The organism is Roseibium sp. Sym1 (assembly GCF_027359675.1).
In the GTDB taxonomy this organism is placed as follows: domain Bacteria; phylum Pseudomonadota; class Alphaproteobacteria; order Rhizobiales; family Stappiaceae; genus Roseibium.
This window is the reverse complement of record NZ_CP114786.1, coordinates 6,520,662-6,535,904: the sequence shown is the minus strand read 5'-3', so window position 1 is coordinate 6,535,904 and position 15,243 is coordinate 6,520,662. Positions and strand designations below refer to the sequence as shown.

General features: G+C 61.9%; 16 protein-coding genes. 12 read left to right on the top strand and 4 right to left on the bottom strand.

Annotated elements, in window-relative coordinates; translation table 11 throughout:
* Position 1: 1 nt before the first annotated feature.
* Entirely contained in the window at positions 2 to 1,324 is a 1,323-nt protein-coding gene (gene glyA, locus O6760_RS30005; protein ID WP_269583319.1) for a serine hydroxymethyltransferase, read from the bottom strand.
* Between the two features lie 109 nt (positions 1,325 to 1,433).
* Between glyA and O6760_RS30000 the strand changes: the two genes are divergently transcribed.
* Complete coding sequence (locus O6760_RS30000) at positions 1,434 to 2,339, top strand: LysR family transcriptional regulator (protein WP_269583318.1); 906 nt, start codon at positions 1,434 to 1,436, stop codon at positions 2,337 to 2,339.
* A gap of 10 nt (positions 2,340 to 2,349) precedes the next feature.
* Here the strand turns inward: O6760_RS30000 and O6760_RS29995 are convergent, their stop codons facing one another.
* Positions 2,350 to 3,252: a DMT family transporter gene (locus O6760_RS29995; protein ID WP_269583317.1), complete on the bottom strand. Its 903-nt coding sequence runs from the start codon at positions 3,250 to 3,252 to the stop codon at positions 2,350 to 2,352.
* 319 nt (positions 3,253 to 3,571) lie between these two features.
* On the opposite strand from O6760_RS29995, the gene ccoN reads away from it, so the two are divergent.
* The 10 genes from ccoN to O6760_RS29945 all read left to right on the top strand — a co-directional run bounded on the left by ccoN (position 3,572) and on the right by O6760_RS29945 (position 13,371).
* Positions 3,572 to 5,227, top strand: coding sequence for a cytochrome-c oxidase, cbb3-type subunit I (ccoN, locus tag O6760_RS29990; protein WP_269583316.1), 1,656 nt, complete (start codon positions 3,572 to 3,574; stop codon positions 5,225 to 5,227).
* A gap of 14 nt (positions 5,228 to 5,241) precedes the next feature.
* Complete coding sequence (gene ccoO / locus O6760_RS29985; RefSeq protein ID WP_269583315.1) at positions 5,242 to 5,976, top strand: cytochrome-c oxidase, cbb3-type subunit II; 735 nt, start codon at positions 5,242 to 5,244, stop codon at positions 5,974 to 5,976.
* A gap of 5 nt (positions 5,977 to 5,981) precedes the next feature.
* Positions 5,982 to 6,137 carry a cbb3-type cytochrome c oxidase subunit 3 gene (locus O6760_RS29980; RefSeq protein ID WP_269583314.1) on the top strand — a complete coding sequence of 52 codons (156 nt, stop codon included), beginning with the start codon at positions 5,982 to 5,984 and terminating at the stop codon, positions 6,135 to 6,137.
* A gap of 3 nt (positions 6,138 to 6,140) precedes the next feature.
* Positions 6,141 to 7,019 carry a cytochrome-c oxidase, cbb3-type subunit III gene (gene ccoP, locus O6760_RS29975; protein WP_269583313.1) on the top strand — a complete coding sequence of 293 codons (879 nt, stop codon included), beginning with the start codon at positions 6,141 to 6,143 and terminating at the stop codon, positions 7,017 to 7,019.
* A gap of 172 nt (positions 7,020 to 7,191) precedes the next feature.
* Positions 7,192 to 8,655 carry a cytochrome c oxidase accessory protein CcoG gene (ccoG, locus tag O6760_RS29970; protein WP_269583312.1) on the top strand — a complete coding sequence of 488 codons (1,464 nt, stop codon included), beginning with the start codon at positions 7,192 to 7,194 and terminating at the stop codon, positions 8,653 to 8,655.
* Positions 8,656 to 8,665: 10 nt separating this feature from the next.
* Positions 8,666 to 9,178, top strand: a complete 513-nt coding sequence (locus O6760_RS29965; protein WP_269583311.1) for a FixH family protein — start codon at positions 8,666 to 8,668, stop codon at positions 9,176 to 9,178.
* Positions 9,179 to 9,182: 4 nt separating this feature from the next.
* A complete protein-coding gene (locus tag O6760_RS29960) occupies positions 9,183 to 11,429 on the top strand; it encodes a cation-translocating P-type ATPase (RefSeq protein WP_269583310.1) in 2,247 nt (748 codons plus the stop codon).
* Between the two features lie 5 nt (positions 11,430 to 11,434).
* Positions 11,435 to 11,584 (top strand): cbb3-type cytochrome oxidase assembly protein CcoS, encoded by a 150-nt coding sequence (ccoS, locus tag O6760_RS29955; protein ID WP_269583309.1) that lies wholly within the window; start codon positions 11,435 to 11,437, stop codon positions 11,582 to 11,584.
* Positions 11,585 to 11,668: 84 nt separating this feature from the next.
* The gene (locus O6760_RS29950; protein WP_269583308.1) at positions 11,669 to 12,334 is read left to right on the top strand and encodes a class I SAM-dependent methyltransferase; all 666 of its coding nucleotides are present in this window, start codon (positions 11,669 to 11,671) and stop codon (positions 12,332 to 12,334) included.
* A 563-nt stretch (positions 12,335 to 12,897) separates the two neighbouring features.
* On the top strand, positions 12,898 to 13,371 hold the full coding sequence (locus O6760_RS29945; RefSeq protein WP_269586382.1) for a response regulator: 474 nt from the start codon (positions 12,898 to 12,900) through the stop codon (positions 13,369 to 13,371).
* A 23-nt stretch (positions 13,372 to 13,394) separates the two neighbouring features.
* Here the strand turns inward: O6760_RS29945 and O6760_RS29940 are convergent, their stop codons facing one another.
* Positions 13,395 to 13,643 (bottom strand): hypothetical protein, encoded by a 249-nt coding sequence (locus O6760_RS29940; RefSeq protein WP_269583307.1) that lies wholly within the window; start codon positions 13,641 to 13,643, stop codon positions 13,395 to 13,397.
* A 178-nt stretch (positions 13,644 to 13,821) separates the two neighbouring features.
* On the opposite strand from O6760_RS29940, the gene aroQ reads away from it, so the two are divergent.
* Positions 13,822 to 14,265, top strand: coding sequence for a type II 3-dehydroquinate dehydratase (aroQ, locus tag O6760_RS29935; protein WP_269583306.1), 444 nt, complete (start codon positions 13,822 to 13,824; stop codon positions 14,263 to 14,265).
* A gap of 54 nt (positions 14,266 to 14,319) precedes the next feature.
* On the opposite strand, the gene O6760_RS29930 is transcribed toward aroQ, so the two are convergent.
* Positions 14,320 to 15,069, bottom strand: coding sequence for a sugar transferase (locus O6760_RS29930; RefSeq protein ID WP_269583305.1), 750 nt, complete (start codon positions 15,067 to 15,069; stop codon positions 14,320 to 14,322).
* Positions 15,070 to 15,243: the final 174 nt, after the last annotated feature.

The following is a 15,243-nucleotide window of genomic DNA, read 5'->3' as shown; positions in this document are numbered from 1 at the left end:
TTCAGCCGTGAATATGATGCAGGCGGTCGAACTGCTTGCGCCAGTCCGCGACACGGCCTGCCATGGCGTGGGGGTCGTTTGAGCGCAGCGCCTCGGCAATCAGTTTGCCAAGCTCCGGCATGTGCTCCTCGTTCATGCCCCAGCGCACCAGCTCCGGGGTTCCGATCCTCAGACCGTTCATGTCGCCTTCCACCGGAGCAATCGGCAAGCCGATGCCGCAGGCGAGGAACCCGGCCATGCGCAGCTTTTTCGAGGCGGTCTGGCCACCGCCGAAGGCCGCCGCCTCCAGCGCGAACTGGTGCGAGGCGGTCATGCCCTTGGAGGTGGCGAAGACCGGCAGGCCGTCGGCGGCAAGCGCCTCCGCGAGACCGCGGGCCGTTGCCGCCATCTCCTGCGCGTAGGTCTTGCCGAAGTCTCTCCAGTCCAGCAGCGTGATCGCCAGCGCCGCGGACTTGGCAACGTCGAAATTGGCCGTGAGCCCCGGGAAGGCGATGGCGTCCAGCTTCCGGGCGAGGTCACCATCGTTGCTGACAATCAGCCCGCCCGCCGGTCCACCCAGGCTCTTGTAGGTGCTCATGGTCATCAGATGCGCGCCTTCCGCCAGCGGATCGGCAAAAACGCCGCCGGCGATCATGCCGCATTGATGGGCCGCGTCGAACAGCACATGGGCGCCGACCTCGTCGGCGATGGCGCGGATTTCACGCACCGGATGCGGAAAGAGATTGAGGCTCATGCCGATGGTGATCAGCTTCGGCCGCACCTGTCTTGCCAGGGCGCGCAGGCCTTCCAGGTCGATGGTGTAGCCGTCCGCGTCCACCGGTGCTTCATGTATGTCGAGGCCGTACAGCCCGGCACAGCCCGGGGCGTGATGAGTGACATGACCGCCGACGCATGCAGGTGGTGCGATGATCGTGTCGCCTGGCTTCGTCGTTGCCATGAAGGCATAGAGATTGGCGAGTGCGCCCGAGGCGACCCGGATTTCAGCATGCTTTGAGCGGAAGATCTCGCAGGCCAGGTTCGCGGCGATCACCTCGATTTCCTCGATCGCCTCCAGGCCCATCTCGTATTTGTCGCCCGGATAACCAAGGGAGGGGCGCGACCCCAGACCGCTGGCGAGCAGCGCCTCGGCCCGCGGGTTCATCACATTGGTGGCCGGGTTGAGGTTGAAGCAATCGCGCTCGTGGATCTTCCTGTTTTCCTCCGCGAGCGCCTCAATGCGCGACGCAAGGCCTTCGCTGGACAGCGCGGCGGTTGCCGCCGTGATCTCGTCGATGCGGGCAATGGCGGCTTGCGGCAACCACGGACTTGTTTTCACGACACTCATTGGGGGCTCCTGGCTGGGACAAGTAGGTTGATACCAGTTTCAGGCACGGCTTGCGTTTCGGCAAACCAGATTTTAGAATTTCAAGGGCTAGAAAAAATAGGTCTTGATCATGCCGGTTGCGCCTCCCTTCCCCAGACTGCCGTCTCTCAACGCTCTCAGGGCTTTCGAGGCTGCCGCCCGGCTTGGCGGTTTCGCACTGGCGGCCGAGGAGCTCCAGGTCACGCCGGGCGCGGTGGCGGCACAGATCAAATCACTTGAAGAGGACATCGGCGCGGCGCTGTTCGTTCGCCACGCCCGGGGTGTCGGCCTGACCGCGCTCGGGAAACGGGCGCTGCCGGGTTTCGTGGCCGCATTTGACAGCCTCGGTCTCGCGGTCACGGCACTCAGGCGGGAGGCCGCGCCGAGGCGGGTGCATATTGCGGCCTTGCCGGCACTTGCCGAACTATGGCTGGCCCCGAAACTGCCGGCCATCCGGACCAGGCTTCCGGAGGTCGATGTCTCGATCACCGCCATGGAGGTGCCGCCGAACCTGAAACGCGTTCCCTTCGATCTGTGCCTGTTTTATGCCGGATCCGGGGCCGCGGATGGTGCGGCCCTTGTGCAGGACGAGATGCTGCCGGTCTGCGCACCGGAGGTGGCCAGGTCGCTGACACGGCCTGAAGACCTGCTCAACGCGGTCTGTCTGACCGACACGGCCTGGGCGGGGGACTGGCAGACCTGGGCGGACGGAGCCTTTCCCGGACTGGAGTTTGCTCCCAGGGGGCCGGTGTTCTCACTCTATTCGCTTGCGGTCCAGGAAGCGCTCAGTGGAGCGGGGGTCCTGATGGCGCACAGGTCGCTGGTCGCGGGACACCTGGCCTCGGGCGCGCTGGTCGCCCCCTTTTCGGTGTCCGTTCCGTTGCCGGAACCGATTTCGCTGTGGAGCCTTCCCGGGGGACGCGGCGACGAGACCGTCGACAGGCTCGCTGCGGAGCTCCGGCTGCTTGCCCGGGAGGAGATGCGCACGCCGGACTAGGTGACGGACCCTAGTTCCGCGACCGCGCCTTGTTGCCCCGCCACAGGATGAACAGGCCGGACCCGACGATGATGCCGCAGCCGATCAGCATCTGGGCGTCGATGCTTTCCTCGAACCAGATGACACCAAGAAGCACACCGAACAGCAGCCGTGAATAGCGGAAGGGCGTCACGGTGGCGACCTCGCCGGTCCGCATGGCCTTCATCAGCGCCCCATAGGCAAACACACCGCAGCCGACGGCGGCGGCAAGGGCCGTCAGTGCCGACGCGGAGGGGAGGATCAGCGGTGTGCGGTCCCACAGGCCGAACACCAATCCGGCGACAATGATCGTCACGAAGCCGTAGAAGCCCAGAATGTTGGTGCTCAGGGACGCGGGCGCCGCACGGCTGGCCAGGTCGCGTCCGGAAAATCCCAGCATGCCGATGACAGCGAGCAGGGACAGCATGGAGAAGCTGTCGCCCGTGGGGCGCAGCACAATGAGCACGCCGAAAAGGCCGGTGAAGATCGCGGTCCAGCGGCGCCAGCCGACGGTTTCACCGAAGAACAGCGCGGCGCCAAGCACGACAAAAATCGGGGCGGCCTGCAGGATCGCGGTGGTGGACGACAGTGGCGTCAGGGCGAGGGCCAGCACATAGAACAGGCGGCCGACCAGTTCGAAGACGAATCGGATCCGCATCACGCGTGATGTAACGTCACGGCTGAATATCGGCTCCCTGTTCATCGCTGCCAGCGCCCAGAAGGCCAATGCCCCGCCAAGTCCGAACAACAGCAGGATCTCGCTCACCGGCAGCTGGAGGGCGGCGCGTTTGACAAAGGCGTCTTCGAGCGCAAAGGCCCCCATGGCGGCGATCATCCAGAGGCTGCCGGCGACATTGGGCTGCAAGAGGGCGTTGTTGGAAGACTGCGTGGTCAAGGCGCGGGGTCCGGTAAGGCTGGAACGGCTTGGAGAGGGCAGCGCAGGCTTGCCGGCAACCCGGCTGGTGGGGAGCAGCTCATGGCCTAGCACAATCAACGGGAGAGGGCGTCGAAAAAGCGGCCCGTTCGGAGCCTTAGGGCAGTTTTCTGCCTTTGTGTGCGACAATCTGCCGGTCTTGCGCGACACGGTGTTCGACCATTTCAACCCAACTCAGGCATGGTATCTTGATATGAATCAACGCGGCTTTCACGAAGTCGTGCACATGGTCGTGCCATCGTTGGCACCTTGTAACGATTTTAAGGACTGGGGCGCTAAAATGGCACAAAACAAGGCCAAAATGGTCTCGCTCGAGGAAGGTGGTTTTGCCATCTTCCTCGTGCTGCTTGCATTTGCCTGCATCATCGTGGCGGGCAAGACCTTTGATCAGGTCATGGCATTTCACGCTGGCATCGGCGCATTGTTCGCCGCCGTCAGTGTCTTTCTGATCTTCAAAAAATACTTCGACGATGGCGGGGAACCGATCCCGGCAGAAATCGATGGCAAACCCAACTACAATATCGGGCCGGTCAAGTTCGGCGCGATCGCGGCGATGTTCTGGGGCATTGCCGGTTTCACGGTTGGCCTGGTGATCGCGTTGCAGCTGGCCTGGCCGGCACTCAACTTCGATCTGCCCTGGACCAACTTCGGCCGCCTGCGCCCGTTGCACACCTCCGCGGTGATTTTCGCCTTTGGCGGCAACGTGCTTTTGGCGACGTCCATGTATGTGGTGCAGCGGACCTGCCGTGTACGCATGCCGGGCAAGATCCTGCCCTGGTTCGTGATCCTGGGTTACAACGCCTTCATCGTGATCGCCGGTACCGGTTATCTGCTCGGTGCGACGCAGGGCAAGGAATATGCCGAGCCGGAATGGTACGCCGACCTGTGGTTGACCATCGTCTGGGTGTTCTACCTGCTCCTGTTCCTCGGCACGCTGTGGAAGCGCAAGGAACCGCATATCTATGTGGCCAACTGGTTCTATCTGGCGTTCATCGTCACGATCGCCATGCTGCATATCACCAACAACCTGACGATCCCGGTCTCGATCTACTCGACCAAGTCCTACATCGTCTGGGCGGGTGTGCAGGATGCGATGGTGCAATGGTGGTACGGCCACAACGCGGTGGGTTTCTTCCTGACCGCGGGCTTCCTGGCCATCATGTATTACTTCATCCCGAAGCGCGCCGAACGGCCGGTCTACTCCTACCGCCTGTCGATCGTGCACTTCTGGGCCCTGATCTTCATCTACATCTGGGCCGGACCGCACCACCTGCATTACACGGCTCTGCCGCAATGGGCCTCGACCCTCGGCGCGACCTTCTCGATTATCCTGTGGATGCCCTCCTGGGGCGGCATGATCAACGGTCTGATGACCCTGTCGGGTGCCTGGGACAAGCTGAGGACCGACCCGGTCCTGCGCATGATGGTGGTTTCGGTCGCCTTCTACGGCATGTCCACCTTCGAGGGTCCGCTGATGAGCCTGCGTTCGGTCAACTCCCTGTCGCATTACACCGACTGGACCATTGGCCACGTGCATTCCGGTGCGCTCGGCTGGGTCGGCTACATCTCCTTCGGTGCGATCTACTGCCTGGTTCCGTGGCTGTGGAACAAGAAGAGCCTCTATTCGCTGAAACTGGTGAACTGGCACTTCTGGCTGTCCACGCTCGGCATCGTTCTCTACATCACCGCGATGTGGGTGTCCGGCATCATGCAGGGCCTGATGTGGCGCGCCTATGACAGCCTCGGCTTCCTGGAATACTCCTTCGTGGAAACCGTGGAAGCGATGCATCCTTTCTACATCATCCGTGCTCTCGGCGGTGCGCTCTTCGTGGTCGGCGCCCTGATCATGGCCTACAATCTCTGGATGACCGTCCGTCACGGCGAGGCTGAAGAAGCCGATGCCACGCCGGCTGGCTCCCTGGCTCCGGCCGAATAAGGGAGGCGAGAAACATGTCTGCATGGAAAAAACACGAAGTCTTTGAAAAGAACTCCTTCGTCCTGCTGGTCGGCATTCTGGTCATGGTCGCCATCGGCGGCCTGGTCGAGATCGCACCGCTCTTCTACCTGAAGAGCACGATCGAGAAGACGGAAGGGATGCGGCCCTACACGCCGCTGGAACTGACCGGACGCGACATCTACATCCGCGAAGGCTGCTATCTGTGCCATTCGCAGATGGTGCGCCCGATGCGCGACGAGATGGAGCGCTACGGACACTTCTCGCTGGCTGCGGAGTCGATGTACGACCATCCGTTCCAGTGGGGGTCCAAACGGACCGGTCCGGATCTGGCCCGTGTCGGCGGGAAATACTCGGACGACTGGCATGTCGAGCACCTGAAGGATCCGCGTTCCCTGGTTCCTGCCTCGATCATGCCGGGCTATCCGTTCCTGTCGGAAAACAAGCTGGATGCGCGTGACATCGAAGCGGCCCTTTCCGTCAACACCATCGTTGGTGTGCCCTACACGGAAGAGCAGATCGCCAATGCGAAAAGCGACTTGCTGGGTCAGGCCAGGCCGGATTCGGATGCCGCCTACGCCTTCGAGGAGCGCTGGCCGACCGCCACGATCCGCGATTTCGACGGCAATCCGGGCGAGGTCACGGAGATGGACGCTCTCGTGGCGTATCTCCAGGTCCTCGGCACGATGGTCGACTTCTCCATCTATGACGACGCTGCAAACGCGAGGTAAGGACGATGAACGAGACTTATTCCGCATTCGCAGGCTTCGCTCAAACCTGGGGCCTTCTCTACTTCATGCTCCTGTTCGGCATCGTCCTGGCCTACGCCTTGTGGCCCAAGAACCGCAAAAAGTTCGACGACGCTGCTCAGATCCCGTTTCGGGAGGATTGATTGATGTCAGACACACATAACAAGGAAGTCGACCAGATCTCCGGGGTCGAAACCACCGGCCACGAATGGGACGGCCTGAAGGAACTCAACAATCCCCTGCCGAAATGGTGGCTGTACCTGTTCTACGTCACCATCGTCTGGGCGGTGATCTACTGGGTGCTCTATCCCTCCTGGCCGCTGATCTCCAGCTACACCTCCGGTGTCCTGGGGGCCAACCAGCGCCTGGAAGCGATCCAGGCCTATGATGACGGCGTTGCCGGCCGCTCGGAGTTTGCCGACAAGATCGTCGCGGCGTCGCTGGACGACATTGCGGCGGACCAGGAGCTTCTGCAGTTCGCCTTGGCCAACGGCCAGGCGGCTTTCGGTGACAACTGCGCACCGTGCCACGGTTCCGGCGGTACGGGCGCGGAAGGCTATCCGAACCTGCAGGACGACACCTGGCTCTGGGGCGGCACGCTGGACGACATTCACACCACGCTGCTCTACGGCATCCGTAGCGGCAACGACGATGCCCGCATCGGTGAAATGCCGGCCTTCGGCCGCGACGAATTGCTGAGCCGTGAGGAAGTCAGCCAGGTCTCCAACTTTGTCGCGTCCCGTGCCGGTCTCGAGACCGACGACGGCGTCGACCTGGCGGCTGGGCAGACCCTTTACGTGGACAATTGCGCAGCCTGTCATGGTGAGAATCTCGAGGGCATTCAGGAACTCGGCGCGCCGAGCCTGAACTCCGCAAACTACCTCTATGGCAAGTCGCTCGAGGCCATCAAGGCGCAGGTCAACAACCCGCGCAACGGCGTGATGCCCGCCTGGGTGGACCGTCTGGACCCGGCGACAATCAAGTCGCTGACCGTCTATGTCCATTCCTTCGGGGGCGGTCAGTAACACCTAGGAGATCCGGTGCGACAAAAGTGCCGGATCGCCGCAACGAATTGATCCGGCGCAAAGTGTGACGCTTTGCGCCGGTTTATTTTAAGCTCACGCTGCTAACGTTGAGCGGTGAATGTTTTTCCGAAGATCCCATTGGGGCGGGGTCGCGTTGAAAAGGACGGACGGTATGTCTACGGACACCGAGACGCAGGAGGGCGCGCAATCCGAGGATTGGTTCGCGTCTGCCAAGAAAATCTATCCCATGGCAACCCACGGCCTGTTCCGCAGGATCAAGTGGACGCTGCTTTTCATCACCCTGGGCATCTATTATTTCCTGCCCTTCATCCGTTATGATCGCGGACCGAACGCGCCCGATCAGGCCGTCCTGATCGACATGGAGGCCAAGAGGGCCTACTTCTTCTTCATCGAGATCTGGCCCCAGGAAGTCTATTACCTGACCGGGCTCCTGATCATCGCCGCCGTGGCGCTGTTCCTCATGAACGCGGTCGCCGGCCGGATATGGTGCGGCTACCTGTGTCCGCAAACGGTCTGGACCGACCTGTTCCTGTGGGTCGAGCGCAAGGTTGAAGGCGACCGCCGCGAACGGATTGCGCTCGACAAGGACCCCTGGACCTTCGGCAAGGTGCGCAAGCGGGCCACCAAGCATTTCTTCTGGCTGATGATCGCCTGGTGGACCGGCGGGGCCTGGGTACTCTATTTCAACGACGCGCCGACGCTGGTCTGGCAGTTGCTGACCTTTCAGGCGCCCATGGTGGCCTACATCTGGATCGCGATCCTGACGACGACCACCTATCTGCTGGCCGGTTTCATGCGCGAACAGGTCTGTATCTACATGTGCCCGTGGCCGCGCATCCAGGCGGCGCTGACCGACGAGAAGGCGCTCAACGTCACGTATCGCTGGGACAGGGGCGAACCGCGGGGGTCGCTCAAGCAGAACAAGAAACTTGCGGCCGAAGGTCTGCCGGCGGGTGACTGTATTGACTGCTACCAGTGTTTCCAGGTCTGCCCGACCGGGGTCGACATCCGCAAGGGCATGCAGTTGGACTGCATCCAGTGCGGCCTTTGCATCGATGCCTGCGACAACATCATGACCAAGATCGGCAAGCCGACGGGCCTGATCGCCTATGATACGGACGAGAATATCGAGCGCCGGATCGAAGGCAAGGAACCGGTCTACGAGATCGTCCGGGTGCGAACGGTCATCTATGCCGCCATCATCGCGCTGGTCGGTGCGATCATGCTGTTCACGCTCTTGAACCGCGATTTCTCCGATATCAGCGTGCTGCATGACCGCAATCCGGTCTTCGTCGAACAGTCGGACGGCACGGTCCGCAACGGCTACACCGTGCGCCTCGCCAACAAGCGCCGGCACGACCGAAGCTTCATGCTGCATGTGGAAGGCATGCCGCCCAATACGCTGGTCGAGGCCGTGGGTGTCGAGGCAACCTTTGCCGGCCGGCCGATCGTTTCCGTCGGGCCCGACACGACACGGGAAGTGCGCGTCCTGGTGACATCGCCACCCTGGGTGAAGATGCCGCATTCAACGCCTGTGACTTTCCGGATCACCGAAAGCGTCATGGGCGAGGTCGTGACGGCCAACGACACGTTCAAGGCACCGGGAACCCCCTGAGGAGCAACTGATGACAATGGTTCAGTCGAACATGAAAGACCCCAAGGCCATCACCGGCAAGACGGTACTCGCCTGGCTGCTTGGCTTCTTCGGTGTGATATTCGCCGCGAATGCCGTTTTCATCTATCTCGCGCTCGGGTCCTTCCCGGGCGTGGTGGTGGAAAGCTCCTACGAAGCCGGCCAGGCCTACAATCAGGAAATCGCCGCCGCCAAATTGCAGGCGGATCTGAAATGGCAGGTGTCGAGCGAACTTGTGCTCAACGGATCTGACAGCGGCAAACTGGTCGTGACGGCAAAGGATGCGGAGGGCGCACCGCTGTATGGGGTCGAGCTGAACGCCATGCTGCGCAACCCTGTCCATGACGGGGCCGACGTCCAGGTAACGTTCCACGCCGATGGCGGCGGCCGGTATGTGGGTGAGGTCGAGAACCTGGCGGCAGGCAACTGGACGCTGATTCTTCTGATCAGTCAGGACGGCGAGCGCAAGTTCAAATCCGAAAACCGGATCTTCGTGAAAGAGTGACACGGTGACGGCACATCAGCGCGACTGGCAGGCCTTTGTAACACCCGGCAAGGACGGCGCGGTCCACATGGATCTTGCCGTCGACGGCATCACCTGTGCCGCCTGCATGGGCGAGATCGAGCGCGGCCTGAAACGGCTTCCCGGTATTCGCACGGCCCGCGTCAACCTGACCAGCCAGCGTCTCGCCGTCGACTGGGTCGAGGATGAGACGGGCGCCGACGAGATCGTCGCCGAACTCACCCGGCTCGGCTACACCGCGCATCCCTTTGATCCGGCAAGCCAGAAACAGCGCCAGGACAACACCGGCAAGCAGCTCCTGCGCTGCCTGGCGGTGGCCGGTTTCGCGGGCATGAACATCATGCTCCTGTCGGTCTCCGTGTGGTCGGGCAACGCCACTGACATCACTCCGGAAACCCGGGACTTCTTCCACTGGCTGTCCGCCCTGATCGCGTTGCCGACGGTTGCCTATTCGGGCCGGCCCTTCGTTTCCAGCGCTTTCCGGGCCCTTGCGGCGGGACGGCTCAATATGGACGTGCCGATCGTGATCGGCGTTTTCCTCGCCGTGGCCCTCTCGGTCGTGCAGACGATCCAGCACCAGCATCACGCCTATTTCGAATCCGCGGTGATGCTGCTGTTCTTCCTGCTGGTCGGCCGCTATCTCGACCACAACATGAAGGGCCGCACACGGTCATTCGCCGAAAACATCGCCGCGCTCAAGGCGGAAGTCGCAGCGCGTATCAACGGTGATGGCAGCGTGCGCGAGGTGCCGCTTTCGAAGATCGCAACGGGCGACCTCGTTCTGGTCTCTGGCGGCGAGCGCGTACCCGTCGACGGGGTTGTGCAGACCGGAACATCGGAGATCGACCAGAGCCTTGTCACGGGCGAAAGCGTGCTGGTGCCCGTCACCTCCGGCCAGCGGGTCTATGCCGGCACACTGAACGGGGCAGGGGCTCTGCAGGTGCTGGTTGAGGCCGCCTCCGGCGCGACACTGCTCGACGAGGTCAACCGGTTGCTTGAGGCCGCCTCGCAGGCGAAGTCGAAATATGTTCGTATCGCGGACCGCGCCGCCCGGCTCTACGCGCCCCTGGTCCATGGTGCCGCCGCACTCACCTTTCTCGGGTGGCTGCTCGCCGGTCTGGAATGGCAACCGGCTCTGGTCATTTCCATTTCGGTGCTGATCATCACCTGTCCCTGTGCCCTGGGGCTCGCTGTTCCGGCAGTCCAGGTCGTGGCTTCTGGTCAGTTGTTCCGGCGCGGCGTATTGCTGAACTCCGGGGACGCGATTGAGCGGCTTGCGGAAATCGACACCATCCTGTTCGACAAGACCGGGACGCTGACGCTGGCCGAACCCGACCTTTGCGGTGACATCGATCCCCAGTCAGAGGACATTGCCCTTGCCGGGCGCCTGGCGCTTGCCAGCCGGCATCCCCTGTCGATGGCCCTGGTCAGGGCGACGGGCGCCCTGACGCCGTTGCCTGAGGTCACGGAAGTTTCCGGAGCAGGCCTTGAAACCGACATTGGCGGTGAACGCCTGCGTCTTGGCAGTCCTCTCTATTGTGGTGCATTGCAGGACCAGATCGACAACGCCCTGGAACGGGCGCCCGGCGCTTCGCTGCTGGCGATCCGCTTCGGGGACCGCCCGGTGCGCCTGCTGGCTTTCCGTCAGCGCCTGCGTCCCGACGCAAAGGCGGTTGTCGGCGCGTTGAAGGCGAAGGGGTTTGAACTGGAGATCCTTTCGGGCGACACCCGCCCCGCCGTCGCAGACTGTGCGCATACCCTGGGCGTCTCCTCCTGGCAGTCCGGCATGAAACCTGCCCAGAAGATCGCCCGGCTTGAGGAATTGCAGCGGCAGGGGCGCAAGGTGCTGATGGTGGGAGATGGGCTCAACGATGCGCCGGCATTGGCCGGGGCTCATGTTTCGCTGTCTCCGGTTTCGGCGGTTCACCTCAGCCAGGCCGCGGCCGATGCCGTGTTTCTGGGCGACAGGCTGCAGCCCGTCGCCGACGCGCTGAGCCTGTCGAAACGCGCACGCGCGGCCATCGAACAGAACCTCTGGATCTCGGCGGTTTACAATGTCATAGCCGTGCCGATAGCGGTTGCCGGTTTCGTCACGCCCCTGATGGCCGCCGTCGCCATGTCGGCGTCGTCCCTGGCGGTCACCGCCAATGCCCTGAAGCTGCGCTGGGGCGAGAGCCGCCCTGAAGCCGCCCGGCCGGCGGAAACCAACGAAACGGCAGCGGTGAAAGGGTAACGACCATGGATGTCCTGATCTTCCTGATACCGATCGCGCTTCTGCTGGGCGCGCTTGGCCTGGGGGCCTTTCTCTGGTCCCTGAAGAGCGGCCAGTATGACGACCTTGAGGGGGCCAAGTGGCGCATTCTGGACGACGATGATCTCCCGGACTGAAGCCGGACCGGTGGCAGGTGCGCCTTGACAGTGCCGCAAAGGCCCCCTAGCGGGAGGCACTGTCATTTTTGCGAGGTCGAGGCCATGGAGCAGTTTCCCGAAGCGCACAAGCCGGGCTACGCGGTTTATTCAAGAAAGTCCCTTGCCGTCTATGACGCCCTGGTGCTCGGCTTTTCAAACAGCCTCATATGGCGCTGTCCGAGCGGGAACCTCGTCGATCTCTATTCCAGGCACCTGTCTGCAGACCATCTCGATATCGGTGTCGGCACCGGTTATTTCCTCGACAAGGCCACCTTTCCGGTGGCGCAGCCGACCATAACGTTGCTCGATCCGAACGCGGAATGCCTGGCAACGGCCGTGGCCCGGATCAGCCGCTACAAGCCTCGGACCGTTCAGGCCGACGCACTGGTCCCCTGGCCGGAGACGCTCGGCACCTTCCAGTCCATCGGTCTGAATTACGTCTTCCATTGCCTGCCGGGAACCATGGGGGAAAAGACGGTCCTGTTTGACCATCTCCGTCCTCACCTCGCACCGGGCGGCACCGTCTTCGGGTCGACGATCCTGCAAGGCGACGTGCCGCGATCCTGGGCCGCGCGGAAGCTGATGGCGGTCTACAATTCCAAGGGGGTGTTCTCCAATGAACACGACACCCGCGAAGAGCTGGAGAAGGCCCTGACGTCACGATTCGAGGATGTTCGGATCGAGCTGATCGGATGCGTGGCGCTGTTCAGCGCAAGGGCGAAGGTCTGATGGAGGCGAGCTATTTGTCTGCGGCCGGGAGACAGATATCGCCGCTGCCTTAAGACAGGATGTTGGAGAGGGCCATTCCGGTGGCGAGCAGCACCAGGCCGACACCGGCGAGCAGAAGAACATTGTCGCGCAGGCGACCATTGACGCGCGGGTCGGACATCTGGGGCTCGTGAGGGAGCGGTTTGTCTTCCCCGAAAGGGTCAGGTTCCCGGGACATGGCTCTTACAGTCGTTGGCAAAGGCTTCTCGTGGTGTTTGTTCTCTTTGCAACAAGATGGGCGCCAGTTTTGAAAGTCCCGTTAATTTGGCCGGCTGCAAAAGATTAATTCGCCGCAATATTACCAAGGCATGAAATCAATTCCTGTATTCCGAAGTTTTCGCGCAAGGTGTCGTGTCTGGCCGAGGTCACGAAAGGTCCGGTTTCGAGGGGCCGGGCCTGTCGGCCGTTGTCCGGGCTAACTCATTATTCAGACTTTCATGACAAGACTGGGCTGAAACATGGAGGACTAGGTGAGCCTCGATCTTGCCTCGCTGACATTCTTGCTGGTCGAAGACAGTGCCTATATGCGGACGATCCTGCGCACCATGCTGCAGGGGTTCGGCGCGCGCCGTATTGTCGAGGCCGAAGACGGGGCGTCCGGGCTTGAGGCCATGGACCGCGCAAACCCGGACATTCTTATCCTCGACTGGGTCATGCCCATCCTGGATGGCGCCGACATGGTGCGCATGATCCGGAGCCCGAACAACCCCTTCGCCTACATCCCGATCATCATGGTGACAGCGCATACGGAAAGAAGCCGGATCGTGGAAGCGCGGCGGCTTGGGGTGCATGAGTTGCTGTCAAAGCCGATTTCAGCCAAGTCTCTGTATCAGAGGGTTTCGAGCGTGATCCTGCATCCGCGCGATTTCATCAAGACGGCCACCTATTTCGGACCCGCGCCGCGAGAAATCCGTAACCGCCAGAAAATCTGGCAAGGCGGTCCCGGTCAACCTCCCAGTCAGGAAGGCGGCGACGGAAGTCTCACCGCGATCGGGTAAGCTCCAGAAAATTCCGGAAAGTCTCAGGCTGCGGACTGCGCGCTTGACCGCGCGTCTTCGTGGAACGAGGAGCCGTTCTGCGCGGTGGCGCCGGAACTGTCGGATGTTTCGGCAAATTGCGCCAGGACATCCAGGTCGACGGTATAGTGGTCCAGCAGGAACTGCGAAAGCACGTCGAGCGGCAAGTGCTGGTATCCCTCAACCGCTGCCATCAGTGCTTCGAGTGTGTCCAGCCGTTCCCGCTTTACCATGATTTCCCGTTGAGCCGTCATTCTCTTGCCCTGGATATTCATCGTTAATAATGCGTAAAGACGTTCAGCGCAAGGGCGCGCTCCGGCGCTTGCGCCGCGTCCGGAAGCCGTCCACAGCGTTTTGCTGATAAACCGCGAGAATCTTGGTAGAAAACGCAATGACACAGGATGTTGCCAAGGCAACACGGGGGATTTCTGCATGGCGCTTTCGATCTACGTTCTGAACGGACCGAATCTCAATCTGCTCGGACTGAGAGAGCCGGAAATCTATGGCCGGCAGACCCTGGATGACGTCTGCGGCTTGTGCGAGGAAGGGGGCAGCGAACTTGGGCTGAACATTGTCTTCCGCCAGAGCAATGCCGAGCACGACCTGATCGATTGGGTGCATGAGGCGAGAGAAACCGCTGCGGGCATCGTCATCAACCCGGCGGCCTATTCGCACACCTCGGTGGCGCTTCTGGATGCCCTCAATGCCTTCGACGGCCCCGTGATCGAGGTTCACATTTCGAACATTCACAAGCGTGAGAATTTTCGCCACCATTCCTATGTGTCCGCGCGCGCGGACGGGGTCATCGCTGGGTGTGGTGTCGAAGGATACCTGTTGGCGCTGCGGCGGCTGGCGAGCTTGTGCGGGTCGCCTTGACGCGATCGGGACGGAACGCGGGCACGGCCTTCCCTTCATGCTGGAACAGGCCGGTCAGTAACCGTTGCCCATGAAGAACTCTTTCATGAGGGTGACGGATATGATCTTGACGTCCAGCAGGACGGATTGCCTGCGAACATAGGCGAGATCATATTCCAGCCGCATGCGTGCCGCGTAGGAGTCCCTGGTTTCTCCGCGGAAGCCCTTTACCTGGGCCAGCCCGGTTATTCCCGGAAGCACCGCGTGACGGTCCATGTATCTCGGGTCGAAGATTTCGTAGGGCACGCCGGACGCAAGCATGCCCGGCACATGTGGCCTGGGACCGACCAGCGACATGTCTCCCTTCAGAACGTTTATCAGCTGCGGCAACTCGTCGAAATTGCTCTTGCGCAGGAAAGCGCCGACCGCCGTCAGGCGGGGGTCGTTCTCCACGGTCTGGGCAACGCCGGAGGCATCGCAGCGCTCGACATGCATGGTCCTGAACTTGAGCACCGTGAACAGCTCGCCATTGCGTCCGTATCTCTGCTGGCGGAACAGCACCGGGCCGCGGCTGGTTGTCTTGATCGCAATTGAAACTGCAACCAGAAGGGGAAGAAGCAGGATCATGCCCGCCGTTGCGCCTGTTATGTCGAGCGTTTTTTTCAGTCCACCGTTCAGCAGCCGCGCCAGGCGGAGCCGACGCACTCGCCGTGCTGCCGGCACATCCTGAACGGTCAGATCCTGACCGTGCCAGACGTTGCCCGGGAGCCTGATGGCGTTATGGCCGTGGTCGTGAGCGTCGTAAGAAACAGTTTCGTTTGCCACGTTGCGCCAGCCTCAACCCGTAATGATTCACAAAAGGGGTTCTAACAAGTTGCATGATATCCGGCCGCGCTGAACCGCGCCATGTTTTCGTTAACGAATGGTTAACGAAGTCCGGAAAATTGTTGCTTATTAAGGATTTGGATACCATGACCAAGGGGGAGGGGCAACGTGCCC

Excerpts from the sequence above, each read along its gene's own strand:
- glyA (WP_269583319.1), bottom strand. The coding sequence starts at position 1,324 with ATGAGTGTCGTGAAAACAAGTCCGTGGTTGCCGCAAGCCGCCATTGCC.
- O6760_RS30000 (WP_269583318.1), top strand. The coding sequence starts at position 1,434 with ATGCCGGTTGCGCCTCCCTTCCCCAGACTGCCGTCTCTCAACGCTCTC.
- ccoN (WP_269583316.1), top strand. The coding sequence starts at position 3,572 with ATGGCACAAAACAAGGCCAAAATGGTCTCGCTCGAGGAAGGTGGTTTT.
- ccoO (WP_269583315.1), top strand. The coding sequence starts at position 5,242 with ATGTCTGCATGGAAAAAACACGAAGTCTTTGAAAAGAACTCCTTCGTC.
- O6760_RS29980 (WP_269583314.1), top strand. The coding sequence starts at position 5,982 with ATGAACGAGACTTATTCCGCATTCGCAGGCTTCGCTCAAACCTGGGGC.
- ccoP (WP_269583313.1), top strand. The coding sequence starts at position 6,141 with ATGTCAGACACACATAACAAGGAAGTCGACCAGATCTCCGGGGTCGAA.
- ccoG (WP_269583312.1), top strand. The coding sequence starts at position 7,192 with ATGTCTACGGACACCGAGACGCAGGAGGGCGCGCAATCCGAGGATTGG.
- O6760_RS29965 (WP_269583311.1), top strand. The coding sequence starts at position 8,666 with ATGACAATGGTTCAGTCGAACATGAAAGACCCCAAGGCCATCACCGGC.
- ccoS (WP_269583309.1), top strand. The coding sequence starts at position 11,435 with ATGGATGTCCTGATCTTCCTGATACCGATCGCGCTTCTGCTGGGCGCG.
- O6760_RS29950 (WP_269583308.1), top strand. The coding sequence starts at position 11,669 with ATGGAGCAGTTTCCCGAAGCGCACAAGCCGGGCTACGCGGTTTATTCA.
- O6760_RS29945 (WP_269586382.1), top strand. The coding sequence starts at position 12,898 with ATGCGGACGATCCTGCGCACCATGCTGCAGGGGTTCGGCGCGCGCCGT.
- O6760_RS29940 (WP_269583307.1), bottom strand. The coding sequence starts at position 13,643 with ATGACGGCTCAACGGGAAATCATGGTAAAGCGGGAACGGCTGGACACA.
- aroQ (WP_269583306.1), top strand. The coding sequence starts at position 13,822 with ATGGCGCTTTCGATCTACGTTCTGAACGGACCGAATCTCAATCTGCTC.